This is a genomic window from Serratia grimesii (assembly GCF_900186025.1).
In the GTDB taxonomy this organism is placed as follows: Bacteria; Pseudomonadota; Gammaproteobacteria; order Enterobacterales; family Enterobacteriaceae; genus Serratia; species Serratia grimesii.
In genome coordinates this window covers 1,690,570-1,710,104 of sequence record NZ_LT883155.1, presented here as the reverse complement: position 1 = coordinate 1,710,104, position 19,535 = coordinate 1,690,570, and the positions used below count along the sequence as shown (strand labels likewise).

The following is a 19,535-nucleotide window of genomic DNA, read 5'->3' as shown; positions in this document are numbered from 1 at the left end:
TCATACACAGCCCCATGGCTACCCATTATTCCGGCTGCACCTGCGGCTGTGGGCTTGCCCGGGTCAACAGGCTGCCAATCAGAAAAGCCGCCCCGCCCGCCAACAGACCACCGTAGATCGGGCTGTTGGCCTCAATGCCATGGTAATACATCAGTGCCAATACGCTCAGACTGCCGGTCAGCATGCTGGCGATAGCACCGGTGCTGGTGGCACGTTGCCAGAAAATCGCACCGATCAGCGGGATCAACATACCGCCCACCAGCAGGTTATAAGCCAGCGTCAGCGCCATCATCACGTCTCGCACCACAAACGCCAGTCCCAACATAATGCAGCCCATAACAAAGGTTGTGAAGCGCCCGGCCACCAGCCCACCGGAGGGCCGCTTGCGGACAGCTGGCAATACATCTTCCAGCGCGATGGTTGAGGACGCCAACAGACAGGCGCTGGCCGTCGACATCAGCGCTGCCAACGCCGCCGCAGCCACCAGCCCGCTAACGCCCGGCGGCAGCACCGCCTGAGCAATGGCGGCAAAAGCGCCGTCGGTATTGGTCAGTTGCGGCAGCACCAACTTGCCGGCCATGCCAATCAGAGCGCCGGCCACCCCATACAGCACGCAGTACACCCCAGCCCCCAACCCGGCATAGCGAGCAATATTGGTGCTACGGGCAGTAAATACCCGCTGCCAGATATCCTGACCAATCAGAATACCGAAGAAATAGATCAGGAAGAACACCAGGATGGTATCAAGCCCGATCGACGACAACTGGTAGTAGCTGTCCGGCAACAGGTGACTGAACGCCGCCCAGCCACCTGCCTTGACGATGCTCATCGGCATCAACACCAGCATCATGCCGACAGTCATGATGATAAACTGAATGATGTCGGTTAGCGTCAGTGACCACATGCCGCCCAGCGTGGAATAAAGCACCACCAAACCGCCACCGAGCAGAATCGAAGCGGTGAACGACAAATCAAACATCACCTGCATCACACTGCCGATAGCAATAATCGAGGTCACCGCCACCATCAGGTCATAAGCCAGCATAATGGCACCGCTGGTGACCCTGGCGGCCGGATGATAGCGCCGCGCCAGCACCTGGCTGACGGTGTAGAGCTTTAGCTTGAGCAGCGGTTTGGCCAACACCATGCTCAACACCACAATCCCCGCGCCCAGCGCACCACAAAGCCACACGCCCGAGATCCCATAGGTGTAACCCAGCTTAACGCTGCCAATGGTAGACGCGCCGCCAAGCACCACGGCGGACAGCGTACCCAGGTATAAACAGGGCCCCAGATTGCGGCCGGCCACCAGATAATCTTCCTTGGTGGTGGCCCGGCGAACGCCAAGCCAACCCACCGCCCCTATCACCAAAAAGTAAAACACCACTACCAGCAGGTCGAGATTCATCGGTCACTCCGCATGCTTGTTATTATTCGGTATCAGGCGCAACGGCTCCGCCGATCAGGTTATCGCCGTCGCCTTATCGCTCAGGCAGTACGCACAGCATTTCAAACAACAGGTTGGCCGCCAGTAGCGCGGTGTTGCCGGAACGATCGTAAGGCGGCGAGACCTCCACCACGTCGCTGCCGACCAGATTCAGTCCCCGGCAGCCTCTGACAATTTCCAGCCCCTGCCAGACTGACAGCCCACCGACCTCCGGGGTGCCGGTACCCGGTGCAAATGCCGGATCCAGACCGTCGATGTCGAAACTGAGGTAAACCGGCGCATTGCCCATCTGCTCGCGCACTTCCGCCATCAGCGGTGCCAACGAGCGGTACCAGCAGGCTTCTGCCGGGACCACGCGGAATCCCTGTTTACGCGACCAATCAAAATCATCGGCCTCATAGCCGCTGCCGCGCAGGCCAATCTGAATGATCTTTTGTGGCTGCAATAGCCCCTCTTCAAAGGCTCGCCGGAAAGTCGTTCCGTGCGCCAACTTTTCCCCAAACATCTCTTCGTTGGTGTCTGAGTGAGCATCCACGTGAATTAATCCGACCGGCCCATATCGGCTGGCCATGGCACGCAGGACAGGCAACGTCAACGTATGGTCGCCCCCCAGCGTCAGTGGAATGCAGCCGTGGGCCAGAATGCCGTTATAGGCCAGCTCAATGCGGCGAACGCTGTCTTCCAGGCTGTAAGGATTGATGGCGACATCCCCCAGGTCGGCAACCTGCAGCCGTTCAAAAGGAGCGGCAGCGGTGCCCATGTTGTAAGGGCGGATCATCACCGATTCCTGACGGATTTGCCGCGGTCCATAGCGCGTGCCGCTGCGGTTTGAGGTACCAATATCGAGGGGAATACCGACGAAGGCCGCATTTAGACCTCGTGCATCATCAGCTACGGGGAGACGCATCATGGTAGGGATGCCGGCAAAACGCGGCATATCGTTACCGCTTTGGGGTTGATTCAGCATGATCTTTCCTTATTCGGCTATCAGATAATTTCAACATTTGGATAACAATTACAGGCTACCCGCCCCCTGACAGGGCTACCATTCCATCTTTCGGATGTAAGCATTGAAAACGCCGATGATTTGTAACGCATTGAAAAATTGTATTTTATTTAACATTCGTGACATAAACAGACAGATTGACGGCTACCAGCTTCATTTTCGGGGTGTTATAAAATGGTTAATTACGCGCTATTACTGCGGAGGAACGGATGCTCACCAACCTAAGCGATATTGATTTGCGGCTGCTGCGGGTCTTCGTCGCCGTCGCCGAAGCCCATGGCGTCAGCGCTGCCCAGGAAACGTTGCTGATGAACCAGTCGACCATCAGCACCCATCTCGCCACCCTGGAGACCCGGCTGGGATTTCGTCTGTGTCAGCGGGGCCGCTCCGGTTTTATGCTGACGCCGAAAGGTGAACGCATGCTGATCGCCTGCCGCACCCTGTTCAACGCCGCTCGTGACTTTACCCGCGTCAGTCAGTCCCTGAACGGCCTGCTGACCGGGGATTTGCAGATTGGCCTGGTAGATAATCTGGTGTCGCTGCCGGGCAATCCCTTCAGCCATGCCATCAAACAGTTTCAACGCCGCCATCAGGATGTGCAGTTGCAGTGCCGCATTTGCGCCCCCGGCGAACTGGAACAGGGTCTGCTGAATCAGCAGCTCGATTTGGGCATCGGTTATTTCGGTCAGCAGTTGGACGAGTTGCAGTATCAGCCCTGGATAGCAGAGACGCAGGCGGTTTATTGCAGCAGCGATCACCCGCTGTTTACACTGGAGCAACCGGGGCGTGAACAGATTGAAAATGCACGCTGGGTTAAACGTGGCTATTTGTTGGCACAGCAACTTTGTCCGCTGGCACCGTTAAACCTTGGCGCCGTCGCCCATCATATGGAAGGGGTCGCTCATTTGGTGCTCAGCGGCGAGTATCTCGGTTACCTGCCCACCCATTACGCTGCACGTTGGGTAGAACAAGGCGTATTGAAACAGCTGGGGGGGCAAGCGCTGTCTTATCAGGCAGCATTGAGTCTGGTGACCCGACCGGGATTGCCGAAGGAGGCACTGAGCGCATTGCTGGAGGATTTGCAGCGCGCCGGAGAGATTTCAGTTGCTATGGCGTTGATGTAATAACCACCGTGCGAACAGCATAAAAAAATGCCCCGCAATCGGCAGGGCTTATTCAAACGATTAATTTAGCGGCATACGTGCAGGGTCAGGGTATTGATACTCAAACCCCAACTCATTACTGATACGGCTGCCGTCGACCAACCGCCCATCTTGCTCAGCTTCGACAGCAAACTGCGGTGGTGTCAGGTGTAACTGTTCAGCCAACGCCGGGTAAAACTCGCGCTTTGTCGGGTGGCCCGGTGCGCACAAGTTATAAACATGACCGCCTTTCGGCAATTTTAATAACAGTTGGATGGCGGCAATTACATCGTCCTGATGCACCAGATTGACCCCTTGTGAGCCCCCCTTGACATCGACTTTACCTGCAAGAAAACGTCCTGGATGGCGATCTACCCCCACCAAACCTGCCAGACGCAAAATATCCACCGAGGTGTTTGGTAACTCATGCAACCAGCGCTCCAGCTCAGCCAACACTTGCCCAGAAGGTGACACCGGCTTCAGCGGTGAATCTTCACGTACCGTACCTGTGGTTTCACCGTATACCGAGGTAGAACTGGTAAACAGGATGCGTGGCACACCGAAAGCCATCGCGCTGTCCACCAGCATGCGCACCGCATTAAAATAGTTCTCGCTGCCTTCAACCGTGCGGCGGGCCGGCAACGTTATCACCAGCGCGTCAACACGCAGCAGCGGCTCTAAATCGTCCGGTTCGCAAATCAGCTCTGGCGTCATTTCCAGCTGATAGCATTCAATTCCGCTCATCCGCGCGGCTTCAACGCCGTCTGGCGTCGTTTTACTGCCAACGACGTCAAACCCACGGCTCATCAGCGACAGGGCCAACGGCATTCCCAGCCAACCCAAACCAATAATGGCGACCTTTTTCATTATCTTCCTCTCTTGAAGATTGCAGCGCTTTACCCGTTAAGGCTACGCCACTCCGTGTAGTGATACAATCCACCCTGCTTAAGCTTAGGTAAAACCGCGTATAGCTAATAACTCAACCCGTTTCAATAAATTAAATTTATGACGATAAAAAAGGGTTGCGTGAATGACGACGGATAGTTTAGGTTAATTAGCAATTGAGTTTGTAGCGACTTTATACAGAGAAAACACCATGACACGCATTCAGTTCAGCCACCATCATCACCATCATCCTGACTAGTCTTTCAGGCGATGTGTGCTGGAAGACGGTTTTTTAATCTTCCAGTGGCGCGCAGAATGCAAGAGAGAGCCCTCGGAAGATTTCTTCCGAGGGTTTTTTTTTGGCTTTGGACAGACAGAAAAAATAATTTTTAAAATAAATTCATAAATTTACAGATTAAACAGAGGTTACCATGCTGGACAAAACACGTTTACGGATAGCAATGCAGAAGTCGGGCCGCCTGAGTGATGAATCCCAGGAGTTGCTGGCGCGCTGTGGCATCAAAATCAACCTGCAGCAACAGCGCTTGATTGCCTTCGCAGAGAATATGCCGATTGATATCCTGCGCGTACGTGATGACGATATCCCGGGCCTGGTGATGGACGGCGTGGTTGATCTGGGCATTATTGGTGAGAACGTGCTGGAAGAAGAGCTGCTCACTCGCCGCGCTCAGGGCGAAGACCCGCGCTACTTCACGCTACGTCGCCTGGACTTCGGTGGTTGCCGACTGTCACTGGCAACCTCACTCGACAGTGAATATACCGGCCCGCAAAGCCTGCAAGACGCCCGCATCGCAACCTCTTACCCGCACTTGTTGAAACAGTACCTCGATAAACAAGGCGTACGTTTCAAGTCCTGCCTGCTGAACGGTTCAGTTGAAGTCGCCCCGCGTGCCGGTTTGGCCGACGCCATTTGTGACCTGGTTTCCACCGGCGCCACGCTGGAGGCTAACGGCCTGCGTGAAGTTGAAGTCATCTATCGCTCGAAAGCCTGCCTGATCCAACGCGATGGCGAAATGCCGGAAGCCAAACAGCAATTGATCGACCGCCTGATGACCCGTATTCAAGGCGTGATCCAGGCGCGTGAATCCAAGTACATCATGCTGCACGCGCCAAGTGAGCGCCTGGACGAAATCGTCGCGCTGCTGCCGGGTGCCGAACGCCCAACCATTCTGCCTCTGGCCGGTGCGCAAAACCGCGTCGCAATGCACATGGTCAGTAGCGAAACCCTGTTCTGGGAAACCATGGAAAAACTGAAAGCGCTCGGTGCCAGCTCGATCCTGGTGTTGCCTATTGAGAAGATGATGGAGTAAGGCCATGTCGAACTTCAATACTCTGGTCAACTGGGCAGACTGCAGCGCCGAACAGCGCACAGCATTGCTGATGCGTCCGGCAATCTCCGCCTCGGACAGCATCACCCGCACGGTGAGCGAAATCCTCGACAACGTGAAGGCCAATGGCGATCAAGCGTTGCGCGATTACAGCGCCAAATTTGATAAAACCGAAGTTGGTGCACTGCGCGTCACCGCAGAGCAAATAGCCGCTGCCAGCGCCCGCCTGGGTGATGAGATCAAACAGGCGATGGCCGTAGCGGTCGCTAATGTGGAGACTTTCCACAATGCACAACAACTGCCACCGGTTGATGTGGAAACCCAGCCGGGCGTGCGTTGCCAGCAAGTAACCCGCCCGATCGATTCAGTCGGTCTGTATATTCCCGGCGGCTCCGCGCCGCTGTTTTCTACCGTATTGATGCTGGCAACACCGGCACGTATCGCCGGTTGCCGTCGCGTAGTGCTGTGTTCACCGCCGCCGATTGCCGATGAAATTTTGTATGCTGCACAACTGTGCGGCGTCAAAGAAGTTTTTCAGGTCGGTGGCGCGCAGGCAATTGCCGCCATGGCTTTCGGTACCGACTCCGTACCACGCGTGGCGAAAATCTTCGGGCCGGGCAATGCCTTTGTTACCGAAGCCAAACGCCAAATCAGCCAACGGCTGGACGGGGCTGCCATCGATATGCCAGCCGGCCCTTCCGAAGTGCTGGTGATCGCCGATGCTGGTGCCACCCCGGCATTCGTTGCCTCGGATCTGCTGTCGCAGGCAGAGCACGGCCCGGACTCGCAGGTGATCTTGTTAACCCCCGATGCCGCAATGGCGCAGGCAGTCCGCGATGCCGTAGAACAGCAACTGGCACAATTACCACGCGCCGAAACTGCACGTCAGGCGCTGGCCAGTAGCCGATTGATCGTCACCAAAGATTTGGCTGAATGCGTAGACATCAGCAATCAATATGGTCCGGAACACCTGATCATTCAGACCCGCGACGCCCGCGCTCTGGTCGACAGCATCACCAGCGCCGGTTCGGTGTTTCTCGGTGACTGGTCACCGGAGTCTGCCGGTGACTATGCATCCGGCACCAACCACGTACTGCCGACCTATGGTTACACCGCCACCTGCTCCAGTTTGGGGCTGGCGGACTTCCAAAAGCGCATGACGGTACAAGAGCTGACGCCGCAGGGCTTTATGAACCTGGCCGCCACCATTGAAACCCTGGCAGCTGCCGAGCAGTTGATTGCCCACAAAAACGCCGTAACCCTGCGCGTTGCCGCATTGAAGGAGCAAGCATGAGCATTGAAAACCTGGCGCGCGCCAACGTTCGCGAGCTGACCCCGTATCAATCAGCCCGCCGCTTGGGGGGGAACGGCGACGTGTGGTTAAACGCCAACGAATACCCGATCGCCCCGGAATTCCAACTGACCGCGCAGACCTTTAACCGCTACCCGGAGTGCCAACCGGCGCTGGTAATCGAGCGCTATGCCGATTATGCAGGGGTTAAAAAGGAACAGGTGCTGGTCAGTCGTGGGGCGGACGAAGGCATTGAACTGCTGATCCGCGCCTTCTGCGAACCGGGCAAAGACGCCATTCTGTTCTGCCCACCGACCTACGGAATGTATGCCGTCAGCTCAGAAACCTTCGGTGTAGAACGTCGTACTGTAGCGACCAAGCAGGATTGGCAACTGGATTTGCCTGCTATCGCTGACAGCCTGGACAACGTTAAACTGATTTATGTTTGCAGCCCTAACAATCCGACAGGGAACCTGATCGACCCGAACGATCTGCGTACTCTGCTCGAAATGGCCAAAGGCAAGGCGATCGTCGCGGTTGACGAAGCCTATATCGAGTTCTGCCCGCAGGCCAGTGTGGCTGGTTGGCTGAGCGACTACCCACACTTGGCTGTTCTGCGTACCTTATCCAAAGCCTTTGCGTTAGCCGGTTTGCGTTGTGGTTTTACCTTGGGTAATGAAGATCTGATCGCCTTGTTGCTGAAGGTTATCGCCCCTTATCCACTGTCGACCCCAGTCGCAGATATCGCTGCGCAAGCACTCAGTACCGAAGGTATCCGCGTGATGCGTCAACGGGTTACCGAGATTGCAGCCAACCGCAGTTGGCTACAGCAGGCGCTGCAAAACTGTGCCTGCGTCGAACAGGTTTTCACCAGCGACAGTAACTACCTGCTGGTACGTTTCACTGCTTCAAGTAATGTGTTTAAAACCTTGTGGGATCAGGGCATTATCTTAAGAGACCAAAATAAACAACCCGGGTTATCCGGTTGCCTGCGTATTACTATAGGCACCCGTGATGAATGCCAACGCGTGGTTGACGCGCTGTCTGCCCTACCCGGCGCCAACAAGACTCGCCAGGAGCCAATGTGAGCCAAAAAATCCTCTTTATTGACCGTGACGGTACGCTGATTGCCGAACCACCAGAAGACTTCCAGGTCGATCGTCTGGATAAGCTGGCGCTGGAACCGGACGTGATCCCTTCACTGCTGGCTTTGCAGCAGGCAGGTTATCAGCTGGTAATGATCACCAATCAGGATGGGCTCGGCACCGCCAGTTTCCCGCAGGAAACCTTCGACCCACCGCACAACCTGATGATGCAGATCCTCAGTTCGCAAGGCATTCACTTTGACGATATTTTGATTTGTCCGCACCTTCCAGCGGACAATTGCGACTGCCGCAAACCGAAAACTGCGCTGGTAAAGAGCTACCTCGAACCTGGTGTGATGGATACTGCCCATTGCTATGTGATCGGCGATCGGCCGACCGACGTGCAGTTGGCGGAAAACATGGGCATTCAGGGATTGCGTTACCAACGTGAAACGCTGGGTTGGAAGGAGATCGTTCGTCAGTTGACCCAACGAGATCGCCACGCTCGGGTTAACCGTGTAACCAAAGAAACACAAATCGACGTCAACGTCTGGCTGGATCGTGAAGGTGGCAGCAAGATCAAAACCGGCGTCGGTTTCTTCGACCACATGCTGGATCAGATAGCCACCCACGGCGGTTTCCGTATGGACATCGACGTGAAAGGCGACCTGTATATTGACGATCACCACACGGTGGAGGATACCGGGCTGGCGCTCGGCGAAGCCTTGAACAAGGCGCTGGGCGACAAACGCGGTATCGCACGCTTCGGCTTTGTGCTGCCGATGGACGAGTGCCTGGCACGCTGTGCGCTGGATATCTCCGGGCGTCCACACCTGGAATATAAAGCCGAGTTCAACTATCAACGTGTTGGCGATCTTAGTACCGAAATGGTCGAACATTTCTTCCGCTCATTGTCCTACACCATGGGTTGTACGCTGCACCTGAAAACCAAAGGCAAAAACGACCACCACCGTGTCGAAAGCCTGTTCAAAGTGTTTGGTCGTACGCTGCGCCAGGCAATCCGCGTTGAGGGCACTACCCTCCCGAGTTCGAAAGGAGTGCTGTGATGAACGTGGTGATTCTGGATACAGGTTGCGCTAACCTCGCCTCTGTCACCTATGCGGTGCAGCGCTTGGGCTACCAACCCGATGTCAGTCGTGATCCTGAGATCGTGTTGCGCGCCGACAAGCTCTTTCTACCCGGCGTCGGCACCGCGCAGGCAGCGATGGATCAACTGGAACAGCGTGAACTCATTGAGTTGATCAAAGCCTGCACCCAGCCGGTATTGGGGATTTGCCTCGGTATGCAATTGCTGGCAAAAAGCAGCGAAGAGAACGGCGGCATCAATACGCTGGGTATTATCGATACCCCGGTGGTGCAGATGACCGACTTCGGCCTGCCTCTGCCACATATGGGCTGGAATCAGGTTTCCGCACAGGCAGGCCATCACCTGTTCCGCGGCATCGAAGACGGTGCTTACTTCTACTTCGTTCACAGCTATGCGATGCCGATATGCCCAAGCACCATCGCCCAGGCGAACTACGGCGAGCCCTTCACCGCCGCCGTGCAAAAAGACAATTTCTTCGGCGTGCAGTTTCATCCAGAGCGATCTGGAGCGGCCGGTGCGCAACTGTTGAAAAACTTTCTGGAGATGTAGGCAGCATGATTATTCCGGCTTTGGACTTGATCGACGGTAACGTGGTGCGCTTGCATCAGGGCGATTACGGCCAGCAACGCGACTACGGTAACGATCCGCTGCTGCGTCTGCAGGACTACCAACAACAAGGTGCACAGGTATTGCATTTGGTCGATCTGACCGGTGCCAAAGATCCGACTGCACGTCAGATCCCTCTACTGCGTAAGTTACTGGCGGGGGTTAACGTGCCGGTACAGGTTGGTGGTGGCATTCGTAACGAACAAGACGTTTCTGCTTTATTGGAGGCCGGTGCATCTCGCGTAGTGATCGGCTCTACCGCGGTAAAACAACCGCAAATGGTGCAAGGCTGGTTTGAACGTTACGGCGCAGATGCCATGGTGCTTGCGCTGGACGTACGCATCGATGCTGACGGTACCAAACGCGTAGCCATCAGTGGCTGGCAAGAGAATTCTGACGCCACGCTGGAGCAGGTGGTTGAGCAATTTCTGCCTTATGGCCTGAAGCATGTATTGTGCACCGATATTTCCCGTGATGGCACACTGGCCGGTTCCAACGTCGCGCTGTATCAGGAAATTAGTCAGCGCTATCCGCAGATCGCCTTCCAGGCGTCCGGCGGCATTGGCAATCTGGACGATATCGCCCAGCTACGCGGCAGTGGTGTTGAAGGTGTGATTGTAGGGCGTGCCCTGCTGGAAGGTAAGTTTAGCGTTGAGGAGGCAATCGCATGCTGGCAAAACGGATAATCCCCTGCCTGGATGTTAAAGACGGGCAAGTCGTGAAGGGCGTGCAATTCCGCAACCATGAAATCATTGGCGACATCGTACCGCTGGCGCAACGCTATGCGCAAGAAGGCGCAGATGAACTGGTGTTTTACGACATTACCGCATCCTCCGACGGTCGGGTTGTCGATAAAAGCTGGGTATCACGAGTAGCAGAAGTGATCGATATTCCGTTCTGCGTCGCGGGTGGCATCAAAAGCCCGGAAGATGCTAGCCAGATCCTCTCTTTCGGCGCCGACAAGATTTCTATCAACTCACCAGCGCTGGCCGATCCTACATTGATTAGCCGTCTGGCGGATCGTTTCGGCGTGCAATGCATTGTCGTCGGTATTGATACCTGGTTTGACAGCGAAACCGGCAAGTATCACGTCAACCAATACACTGGCGATGAAAGCCGTACCCGCGTCACCCAATGGGAAACTCTCGATTGGGTTAAAGAAGTGCAAAAACGTGGTGCAGGCGAGATTGTGCTGAATATGATGAATCAGGATGGCGTGCGCAACGGTTACGATTTAGAACAGCTGCGGCAGGTACGGGAAGTCTGTAAGGTGCCGTTGATCGCCTCCGGTGGCGCGGGCACCATGGAGCACTTCCTGGAAGCGTTCCGTGATGCGGACGTTGATGGCGCACTGGCGGCGTCAGTGTTCCATAAGCAAATCATTAATATTGGCGACCTGAAAAGGTTCCTGGTCGAACAAGGCGTGGAGATTCGCGTGTGTTAACAGAACAACAGAAAAACCAGCTGGACTGGGAAAAAACCGACAATCTGATGCCAGCTATCGTGCAACACGCCGTCTCTGGCGAGGTGCTGATGCTTGGTTATATGAACCAGGAAGCACTGGCCGCGACCGAGCAAAGCGGCAAGGTCACCTTCTTCTCTCGCACCAAACAACGGTTGTGGACCAAAGGTGAAAGCTCTGGGCACTTCCTCAACGTGGTAAGCATCACACCAGACTGTGACAATGATACGCTGTTGATTCTGGTCAACCCGATCGGCCCAACCTGCCACCTGGGTAACACCAGCTGTTTCTACCCAGCCAACAGCGATTGGGGTTTTCTCTATCAGCTAGAACAACTGCTCGCTGAGCGCAAGACTGCCAGCCCGGACAGCTCTTACACGGCAAGTCTGTATGCCAGTGGCACTAAACGCATCGCGCAGAAAGTGGGGGAAGAAGGCGTAGAAACCGCGCTGGCCGCCACAGTAAACGACCGTGAAGAACTGACCAACGAAGCTTCCGATCTGATTTATCACCTGTTGGTGCTGCTGCAAGATCAGGATTTGGACTTGAGCAAAGTGATTGGCCGCCTGCGCGAGCGGCATCAGAAATAAGTTTGTTTTACAGGTAATAAAAAAGCCGCCGGGCGTAAACCTCGGCGGCTTTTTTTATACTTCAAACGTTGGGATTATTCCATCCATTCGGTATGGAATACGCCTTCTTTGTCGATACGTTTGTAAGTGTGAGCACCGAAGTAGTCACGCTGCGCCTGGATCAGGTTGGCAGGCAGTACTGCTGAACGGTAGCTGTCGTAGTATGCAATGGCCGCAGAGAAGGTCGGCGTAGGGATGCCGTTCTGTACTGCATAGGATACTACATCACGCAGCGCCTGCTGGTATTCATCAGCAATCTGCTTGAAGTACGGTGCCAACAGCAGGTTGGCAATATCCGCATCATGTGCGTAAGCGTCAGTGATTTTCTGCAGGAACTGGGCGCGGATGATGCAACCGGCACGGAAGATCTTGGCAATGTCGCCGTAGTGCAGATCCCAGTTGTTTTCTTTGGAAGCGGCTTTCAGCTGCGAGAAGCCCTGTGCATAAGAAACGATTTTGCCCAGGTACAGTGCACGGCGCACTTTCTCAATAAATTCAGCTTTGTCACCACTTACTGGCGTCGCTTTAGGACCGGTCAGCACTTTAGACGCAGCAACACGTTGGTCTTTCAGTGAAGACAGGTAACGCGCGAACACCGATTCGGTGATCAATGACAGCGGTTCGCCCAGATCCAGAGAGCTCTGACTGGTCCATTTCCCGGTGCCCTTGTTGGCGGCTTCGTCCAGAATCACATCAACCAGGTATTTACCTTCTTCATCTTTCTTAGTGAAGATATCTTTGGTGATGTCGATCAGGTAGCTGTTCAGTTCACCTTTGTTCCACTCTGCGAAGGTCTCAGCCAACTGTTCATTACTCAGGTTCAATGCCTGCTTCAACAGTGAGTAAGCTTCTGCAATCAGCTGCATGTCGCCGTACTCGATACCGTTGTGCACCATCTTCACATAGTGACCGGCACCGTCAGCGCCAATATAGGTCACGCAAGGCTCGCCTTCTGCTACTGCAGCGATTTTCTTCAGGATTGGGGCAACCAGTTCGTAAGCTTCTTTCTGGCCACCTGGCATGATTGAAGGGCCTTTCAATGCGCCCTCTTCACCACCGGAAACGCCGGTGCCGATGAAGTTGAAACCTTGGTCAGACAGTTCGCGGTTACGGCGGATGGTGTCCTGATAGTAGGTGTTACCACCATCGATCAGAATGTCACCTTTATCCAGGTGCGGAGTCAGGGAAGCAATGGTCTTGTCAGTCGCTTCGCCCGCTTTCACCATCAGCAAGATACGGCGTGGTTTTTCCAGCGATTCAACGAACTCTTCGACGGTGTAGTACGGCACCAGGTTTTTACCTGGATTCTCAGCAATAACTTCATCAGTTTTATCGCCTGAACGGTTAAAGATCGAAACGGTGTAACCACGGCTTTCGATGTTCAGTGCCAGATTGCGGCCCATTACCGCCATGCCGACAACGCCGATTTGTTGCTTGGACATTGAGAAACTCCTGTCTGAAATATATACCAGTCTTGAAAAATCAATAATCCACTGAAATTAAATGGGTTATTGACTGCTCAATGCTGTACTGTTGAACGAGAACATTGTACATGAGTATATCAAAGCATGTACCTATCATAGCCATAACATTCTTCAAACATGCAGTGGTCGGAAGAGTCTGCATGCCGCCTCCCACTACATTACCGGTAACATTGAAAAAGAGAAGCGCTAAGAAGTGCTTTTCTCTTCCTATTCAGATTTTCTTTATCAGGGGTAGATTATCCAAACAACGCTTGTTTAAGCTGTCACGTTGACGATCGCAAAACCAACCCCACTTGCTGAAATAACGAACTGCAGAGACCATGTGATAACAAAGGAAGCGGAGATTGGTATAAGAGCGACGCTGTGATTCATGCACAACCAAGGCTCCAGGAAAGTAGGACACCTGATAGTTAGCGAGGCAAACTCGACGCGACAAATCGACATCTTCTAGATAGAGAAAGAAACGGGTGTCGAATCCTTTAATTTCACGCAACGCCTGTTGGCTGATGAGCATAAAACAGCCAGACAATGATGGCGCAAAGAAAGGTTTGCTGTAATCTGCCTGACGTAATTCGTAGTTATTGTTAACCGTCTGTGAGAAAGAAGATAGGAAACGGCGAATTAACAGTTGGTAAGGTGAGGGCAGCAGTTTTGTACCGTGCTGAAGACTACCGTCAGGGTAAACAACTTTAGGTATTGATAACCCAACGCCTTCATTAAGACTGAACTGGTAAAGTTTATCCACCTCGCCCTTGGTGAAAGATATATCGGGGTTGCAGATCAGTATAAACGGCGCAATGCTGGCATAACGAGTAAAAACAGCGTTATGACCAGCACCAAATCCCTCATTTACAGGCAGTCGGATCACTTCCAACTTCTCATGGCTGAAAGTCGTAAGCCACTGGCAGAAGCTACCATTGTCGACAATCACCACTTTGGACACGCTATCCTCCGCAAACAGTGAGGAAAGCGTCTGCTTAATATCCTGATATTCATGCTTAAATAGCACGAGGGAAGCTACAATTTTCACAAATAACACCAAATTTAAATTTTATTAAGCAGGACATAAGTCAGCGTGGTCAGACTGCCGATCCACTGTTGATGATATATGCCTGATCGCCGCATCAAACGCAGCCGATTCAATACGCTATTATCACGAATCGCACTGAATGTTGCGAGCGATTGCTTAGCTTCAGGAGTAAGATTTTCTGAAACGCAGGCTAAAACTTGGCGATTCTGATCGTTCCACTGGGCGGTACGTCCGCCATGAGCAGCGATAAAGTTTTGTAAACGGTGTAATGGCGACATCCCATTGCCAATAACATTATTGTTATGCTGACGGTACAACACAGTAGGTTCTCGATCGTAAAATACCGTCCCGCCACAGCCGGTTACGATCTGGTATAAGGACCAGTCATGCACTACCATCGGGGCCCGCTGCGCTTTCCTTAGCAGCTCCCGCGCGCTATGGTTGAAAACCATGGTGTTTCCACTGGCAATATTTTGCAATAACGCGTTGCCAAAGCCCGGTACTTTTTCATAGTCAGGAGAAAAACCGTTCACACCCCCTGTGCTATCGGTCAACCTAGTTCGCGAACAATAAACAGCCGGAATGTCCGCTTCAATGGATTGCAACCACTGCGTAGCACGCGTCAACTTATCATCCAACCAAACATCATCCTGATCGGAAAAAGCATAGTATGTCGCCTGGATTTCAGGATTAGCGACCAATGACATAAAATTAGCGCAGAAACCCTGCTGTGGCCCACTTAATAAATAGCCGCTAATACCCGGTTGTGAAATGAAATCCGCAACAATATCTCGGCTGGTATCAGTCGAACCGTCATCAGAGACCCATAGTGACCAATTCTGAAAGGTTTGACGACGAAAAGACTCTAATTGGGCTGATAAGTACTCAGCGCCATTTCGGGCACCAAGCAAAATTGCGACTTTTTCAGCTTTTCTACTCATGTAGCCTCGTGATATTGGCCTTGCATAGATAAAAAGCCCCAGTGATCGCTGGGGCTTTAGAATTAACTGATTAAACCGCGGCCACAGTAGTCATCATCAAGAATCAATTTCTCTAAAACTTGATTGGGCTTCTCATGCGCGTTAAGAGTAAATCCACGGTAAATCTCATCCGCAACGGTCAACGAAGGCTTGAATCCTGAATATAAATTTTCTCGAACGTCCACGGCATGAGAAACAAACTCCATACTGCCAAGCTGTAGTTCATCTCTGACGGGTTTGGTCATCAACTCCCCTTCCCGCAGAAGCTTAAATTTGCGGTCTAACTCCCCCTCTTCTGTGATCACATATTTGATAATTTGCGCGTCATTGGCACTCAATAACTTCTCCAGACTGAAGCTATCTGAGAAAATACGTGAATCATTAAAGACAGGAATTGATTCATTAACATAACAACCGCGAGAAATAGCCAGAGGAGCCATACCCTCACGAATATTATCGGCGGTAGCAAAGTAATAACCATGAACTGGATCAGCCACCAAGCGATTCAGAGATTTTTGAATAGTTCCTGAGTAACCGACATCCACTACCGCTATGCTGCCTCCCGAAGTAAACTCGCTCTCCTTCAGATAACGCATCATTGCTCGCTTTTCTTCTTTCGCTTCGTTCAAAATATCCGGGAGCAAAAACTGCAGCAGCGGTTCCAAATGCTGAATATTTTTATTTCGAATCTCAAGCGCATCACTTTCACGCCATAGCCCTTTACTGTAAATTTCATTCCAGCGCAACTCACTCAACTCCAGTCCAAAGCGCTCGAACAGGAAACTCTCAATCTTATTAGGGAAATAATCTCCCTGCGCAATCAGTTTTACATCGTCAAAGGAAACAATGTTAGGAACATTAACTGCACGCCGCGATACCTGAAGATAATAGCTTTTTGGCGCATTAGGTATTGATGCTGACCATGCATCATAGACTTGCTTGATTAATTTCCCTTCACGCGCCAGGAAGTACAAACGGTTAACCTTGTCTGCTTTAGCCTGGGCAATAAGCCATTGACAAAACGCCAATACCACCGGCCCAACAACGTTATAACCTATCTGACGTGGATCTGTTCCGAAGAGGTTAATATCATTCTCTTGGAAATCTGCGATCTTATTCAAATTCTGCTTAACCAACAGCCCCAGAGTTAGCTCATTATTGATATCACTTCCAACAATCTCTGCAGAAACATAGTGTTCATAGGCGGGTAAAGATCGAGCCATATCATTGGCACGGAACAAGTGAATACAGCGTATACCAAAGAAATCTGAAGGCAGTTGAAGATCAGAACGTTCATTGTCGCCAATCATCACAACCTCTTTCCCTTCAACATTTTCTTGCTGCATCATTAACTCATAGAGTTTGCCACTATCTTTACGCACGCCACAATCGGAGGAAAGGTACAAGCGGTCCCAACCGGTAACTCCGTTATTTTCCAGCATCGCTTCTACGGTCACTTTCGGCAGAAACATATCGCTGATTAAAACGACTCGCTTACCAGCATTCTTCGCTATGGCTATCAATTCAACAACTTCAGGGCGCGGCGATACCGAAGCAATCTCAACTTTCTCTTCGATATTACGAATAACCTCAACCTGACTTGTTGACAACCCGGATAAGCTTGTAAATTCTACATAGATTTCATCCAGACCAACATCTTTCCCCTTCTTATTGCGAGATTGTGACTCAGCCATCACCCTATATGCTTCAAATGCCTCTCTCTCTTTAGAATTAAGTTGCAGCGAAACCAATTTTTTTGTGTGATCTGGGTTAAGCAGAGGTCTAACTAAAAGCGTATCGAATATGTCAAAGGCTACAACCTTAGTATTTACATCTTCAATCGCATAATTGTAAGTTCCCTTATTACGCGGAAGATATTGGTGATCTAAACGAAAAGGGGACCATGATGGGGTTTGCATATCTTTGATAATGCAAGTTTCATATCCTGTGGCAGTCGGCACGACTCCCAGCAAACGCTCAATGGCATGAGCGGTGGTGCCATCTGTTTGCCCTTGCTCTTCGGGGAAATCTTCCCACTTCAAGTTTAAATCAAACAATGGACGCATAGCATCCATACGAGCCCAGAACATAGATCCCGCAGGGAAGTTAAAATAGCTTTCTGGCATGGAAATCCCCATGCGATTGCAGAGTTTTATGCCGTCAGAACGGTTTGCCAGCCAAGTGAAGGCAGCATATGGAACCTGAGTAAACACCTGCGGATAAACAATACCCAACTGTTCATTTTGCGCAAACAACGAGAAAATGCGTTTTACATTAGATGTTGAGCCAAACAAAGCGTTGAATAAATATTCACGCCATCCTAGCGTAGTACCTCCATTATAAAGCGACTTTTTACTCTGAATATGGCCGACGTAGTCATACTGTTTCAGTTTATCGCCAAACTCAGCAAACATCGGAGCTATATCTCGGCCTCGGTTTGGAACAATATTAACGTACAGATTGCCAATGTTAGACACTTTACGTAATTCACGCTCACAAACATCCTGCGCCTCTTGAGTGGTTACGGAAACATAAACATCAAGCCGGAAAGGCACCGTCGCCAGATGCTGACGGAACTCGTCGATCAGATCATAGTAATAGATATGGCAATGGACTGCCACCTTTCCAGGAGAATCGTTAAACTCGTCGCGGTGCTGATTTATATCCATGAGCAAGCTATGGCTTTCACTTACACGCTGAAAAGTATCTCCTTTACTCTGCAAATACTGTGGATGATGTTGGAACCAACTTGGACGCAGCTTAAATGCCGCTTTCAATAATGACATGCGATAGTGAGCCGGGGCCTTATAATACATCAGTTTTAATTGCTCGCGCACCGCTCCTTTGACAGGTTGCAACGCTATATGATGCTGACCACGTAACAGACGGAAAATAAAACGCAACGGTTTGGTTATTTTCCAGGAGCGAGTCTGCAGCAAAGAATCTAACTCCTGCTGCTTATTTTCTAAAATTGACGTAAGCAGTTCGATTTTTTCTGAATGCTTCGACATGCTTAACGAATGCAGTTCATTTTGATTTTTGGCCGTATACTCATTTTTTTTTAATAGTTCAAGAGTATTCGTGAGCTTCTCTTTGTGCTCACTCAACAAGATATTGGTCTCAGCCTCTTTTGACGTACGCTCGTCAAGTTTTCTATTCAACTCGTCGATCAACAATTTGTTTTTTTCAAGATCTATGTCTCGAGAATTAATCTCAAGTGCACGCTCATGCGCTACATCCTCAAGATGTTTAACATGGTTTTCAAGCTTCTCAGCATGTTGTTTCACATACTCAAGATGTTGATGAAGTTCATTTTGTAATGCTGCAGCCTGTTCACGCTCCCTCTTGCTAGCCGCTTGCAGAGTCACTAATTCTCCAAGACGGGCAAATACATCATGCAAGACCTCGTCGCCCACAATAGCATTCAATTTTTCAAACAGTATTGAATGGCTTTTCTTACCGACAAAAAGCACCCCCAGCCCGTGCGAATGCTTAAATTCAAAGTGAGGATATTGCGTGCAAAGCTCTTCCCAAAGCTGCCATACACCAAAATTGCGCTCATGAACATTGGTATCATGAAACAATACGATGCCTCGTTCAGACATTTTTGGCAACCAGCTCTCAAAGTCATGCTTAACCGCATCATAAGTGTGAAGACCGTCAATGTGCAGTAGATCTACGCTTTTGTCACTGAAGTATGCATTCGCTTCATCGAAAGTCATACGCATTAGATTAGAAAATGCCGCGTACTGCTCTTGATTATATGCAGAAAGCTCATTGTAAACATCTTCACCGTAGTTCCCTGCATGTTCATCACCCATCCAAGTATCAACAGCATAACATTTTGCGCCAACGTTATTTTCCAGTACAGACTGACAGATAGCCAAATAAGAATTGCCGGAGTGGGTACCTAATTCAACAATCGTCTTCGGACGTTGTTCTTCTACTAGCCAACCAACAAAAGGTATATGTCCGCACCAGCCAAATGGCCAGGTTAATTTACGAGGACGATATAGCATAGTCTTATTCAT

General features: G+C 51.5%; 17 protein-coding genes and 1 other annotated feature. Of the genes, 10 read left to right on the top strand and 7 right to left on the bottom strand.

Annotation, left to right across the window (positions count from 1 at the left end; translation table 11 throughout):
• Positions 1-25: 25 nt before the first annotated feature.
• Both SGBXF1_RS07975 and speB read right to left on the bottom strand, forming a co-directional pair.
• Entirely contained in the window at positions 26-1,408 is a 1,383-nt protein-coding gene (locus tag SGBXF1_RS07975) for a sodium:solute symporter family protein (RefSeq protein ID WP_186428138.1), read from the bottom strand.
• A 73-nt stretch (positions 1,409-1,481) separates the two neighbouring features.
• The gene (gene speB, locus SGBXF1_RS07970) at positions 1,482-2,414 is read right to left on the bottom strand and encodes an agmatinase (protein WP_186428137.1); all 933 of its coding nucleotides are present in this window, start codon (positions 2,412-2,414) and stop codon (positions 1,482-1,484) included.
• A 248-nt stretch (positions 2,415-2,662) separates the two neighbouring features.
• Here speB and SGBXF1_RS07965 point away from each other — a divergent pair, with 248 nt between their 5' ends.
• Positions 2,663-3,577 (top strand): LysR family transcriptional regulator, encoded by a 915-nt coding sequence (locus SGBXF1_RS07965; RefSeq protein ID WP_186428136.1) that lies wholly within the window; start codon positions 2,663-2,665, stop codon positions 3,575-3,577.
• A gap of 60 nt (positions 3,578-3,637) precedes the next feature.
• On the opposite strand, the gene SGBXF1_RS07960 is transcribed toward SGBXF1_RS07965, so the two are convergent.
• Positions 3,638-4,462: an SDR family oxidoreductase gene (locus SGBXF1_RS07960; protein WP_037420092.1), complete on the bottom strand. Its 825-nt coding sequence runs from the start codon at positions 4,460-4,462 to the stop codon at positions 3,638-3,640.
• 229 nt (positions 4,463-4,691) lie between these two features.
• Here SGBXF1_RS07960 and hisL point away from each other — a divergent pair, with 229 nt between their 5' ends.
• The 9 genes from hisL (at position 4,692) to hisIE (ending at position 11,971) form a co-directional block, all read left to right on the top strand.
• Entirely contained in the window at positions 4,692-4,739 is a 48-nt protein-coding gene (hisL, locus tag SGBXF1_RS07955; protein WP_101495319.1) for a his operon leader peptide, read from the top strand.
• Positions 4,715-4,841, top strand: a sequence feature (His leader region). Its footprint overlaps the gene before it by 25 nt.
• Before the next feature lie 70 nt (positions 4,842-4,911).
• A complete protein-coding gene (hisG, locus tag SGBXF1_RS07950) occupies positions 4,912-5,811 on the top strand; it encodes an ATP phosphoribosyltransferase (protein WP_012006049.1) in 900 nt (299 codons plus the stop codon).
• Between the two features lie 4 nt (positions 5,812-5,815).
• Positions 5,816-7,123, top strand: coding sequence for a histidinol dehydrogenase (gene hisD, locus SGBXF1_RS07945; RefSeq protein ID WP_186428135.1), 1,308 nt, complete (start codon positions 5,816-5,818; stop codon positions 7,121-7,123).
• Positions 7,120-8,208 carry a histidinol-phosphate transaminase gene (hisC, locus tag SGBXF1_RS07940; RefSeq protein ID WP_061807147.1) on the top strand — a complete coding sequence of 363 codons (1,089 nt, stop codon included), beginning with the start codon at positions 7,120-7,122 and terminating at the stop codon, positions 8,206-8,208. The genes hisD and hisC overlap by 4 nt, the downstream gene beginning before the upstream one ends.
• The gene (gene hisB / locus SGBXF1_RS07935; RefSeq protein ID WP_061807145.1) at positions 8,205-9,272 is read left to right on the top strand and encodes a bifunctional histidinol-phosphatase/imidazoleglycerol-phosphate dehydratase HisB; all 1,068 of its coding nucleotides are present in this window, start codon (positions 8,205-8,207) and stop codon (positions 9,270-9,272) included. Before hisC ends, hisB begins: the two co-directional genes overlap by 4 nt.
• Positions 9,272-9,862 (top strand): imidazole glycerol phosphate synthase subunit HisH, encoded by a 591-nt coding sequence (gene hisH, locus SGBXF1_RS07930; RefSeq protein ID WP_037420102.1) that lies wholly within the window; start codon positions 9,272-9,274, stop codon positions 9,860-9,862. The genes hisB and hisH overlap by 1 nt, the downstream gene beginning before the upstream one ends.
• A 5-nt stretch (positions 9,863-9,867) precedes the next feature.
• Positions 9,868-10,605 carry a 1-(5-phosphoribosyl)-5-[(5-phosphoribosylamino)methylideneamino]imidazole-4-carboxamide isomerase gene (gene hisA / locus SGBXF1_RS07925; RefSeq protein ID WP_037420104.1) on the top strand — a complete coding sequence of 246 codons (738 nt, stop codon included), beginning with the start codon at positions 9,868-9,870 and terminating at the stop codon, positions 10,603-10,605.
• Positions 10,587-11,363 (top strand): imidazole glycerol phosphate synthase subunit HisF, encoded by a 777-nt coding sequence (gene hisF / locus SGBXF1_RS07920; RefSeq protein WP_061807141.1) that lies wholly within the window; start codon positions 10,587-10,589, stop codon positions 11,361-11,363. Before hisA ends, hisF begins: the two co-directional genes overlap by 19 nt.
• The gene (gene hisIE, locus SGBXF1_RS07915) at positions 11,357-11,971 is read left to right on the top strand and encodes a bifunctional phosphoribosyl-AMP cyclohydrolase/phosphoribosyl-ATP diphosphatase HisIE (protein WP_061807139.1); all 615 of its coding nucleotides are present in this window, start codon (positions 11,357-11,359) and stop codon (positions 11,969-11,971) included. Before hisF ends, hisIE begins: the two co-directional genes overlap by 7 nt.
• Before the next feature lie 74 nt (positions 11,972-12,045).
• Here hisIE and gndA read toward each other — a convergent pair whose 3' ends face one another.
• The 4 genes from gndA to SGBXF1_RS07895 all read right to left on the bottom strand — a co-directional run bounded on the left by gndA (position 12,046) and on the right by SGBXF1_RS07895 (position 19,535).
• Positions 12,046-13,452, bottom strand: coding sequence for an NADP-dependent phosphogluconate dehydrogenase (gene gndA / locus SGBXF1_RS07910; protein ID WP_037420113.1), 1,407 nt, complete (start codon positions 13,450-13,452; stop codon positions 12,046-12,048).
• Positions 13,453-13,705: 253 nt separating this feature from the next.
• Positions 13,706-14,524 (bottom strand): glycosyltransferase, encoded by an 819-nt coding sequence (locus SGBXF1_RS07905; protein WP_186428134.1) that lies wholly within the window; start codon positions 14,522-14,524, stop codon positions 13,706-13,708.
• Between the two features lie 14 nt (positions 14,525-14,538).
• Positions 14,539-15,465: a glycosyltransferase family 2 protein gene (locus SGBXF1_RS07900; protein ID WP_186428133.1), complete on the bottom strand. Its 927-nt coding sequence runs from the start codon at positions 15,463-15,465 to the stop codon at positions 14,539-14,541.
• 62 nt (positions 15,466-15,527) lie between these two features.
• Entirely contained in the window at positions 15,528-19,535 is a 4,008-nt protein-coding gene (locus SGBXF1_RS07895) for a rhamnan synthesis F family protein (RefSeq protein WP_238321013.1), read from the bottom strand.

Coding starts and splice junctions, on each gene's coding strand:
- SGBXF1_RS07895 (WP_238321013.1), bottom strand. CDS start 19,535: ATGAATAAGACTATGCTATATCGTCCTCGTAAATTAACCTGGCCATTT.
- SGBXF1_RS07900 (WP_186428133.1), bottom strand. CDS start 15,465: ATGAGTAGAAAAGCTGAAAAAGTCGCAATTTTGCTTGGTGCCCGAAAT.
- SGBXF1_RS07975 (WP_186428138.1), bottom strand. CDS start 1,408: ATGAATCTCGACCTGCTGGTAGTGGTGTTTTACTTTTTGGTGATAGGG.
- SGBXF1_RS07965 (WP_186428136.1), top strand. CDS start 2,663: ATGCTCACCAACCTAAGCGATATTGATTTGCGGCTGCTGCGGGTCTTC.
- SGBXF1_RS07960 (WP_037420092.1), bottom strand. CDS start 4,462: ATGAAAAAGGTCGCCATTATTGGTTTGGGTTGGCTGGGAATGCCGTTG.
- hisA (WP_037420104.1), top strand. CDS start 9,868: ATGATTATTCCGGCTTTGGACTTGATCGACGGTAACGTGGTGCGCTTG.
- hisG (WP_012006049.1), top strand. CDS start 4,912: ATGCTGGACAAAACACGTTTACGGATAGCAATGCAGAAGTCGGGCCGC.
- hisH (WP_037420102.1), top strand. CDS start 9,272: ATGAACGTGGTGATTCTGGATACAGGTTGCGCTAACCTCGCCTCTGTC.
- hisF (WP_061807141.1), top strand. CDS start 10,587: ATGCTGGCAAAACGGATAATCCCCTGCCTGGATGTTAAAGACGGGCAA.
- hisD (WP_186428135.1), top strand. CDS start 5,816: ATGTCGAACTTCAATACTCTGGTCAACTGGGCAGACTGCAGCGCCGAA.
- speB (WP_186428137.1), bottom strand. CDS start 2,414: ATGCTGAATCAACCCCAAAGCGGTAACGATATGCCGCGTTTTGCCGGC.
- gndA (WP_037420113.1), bottom strand. CDS start 13,452: ATGTCCAAGCAACAAATCGGCGTTGTCGGCATGGCGGTAATGGGCCGC.
- hisC (WP_061807147.1), top strand. CDS start 7,120: ATGAGCATTGAAAACCTGGCGCGCGCCAACGTTCGCGAGCTGACCCCG.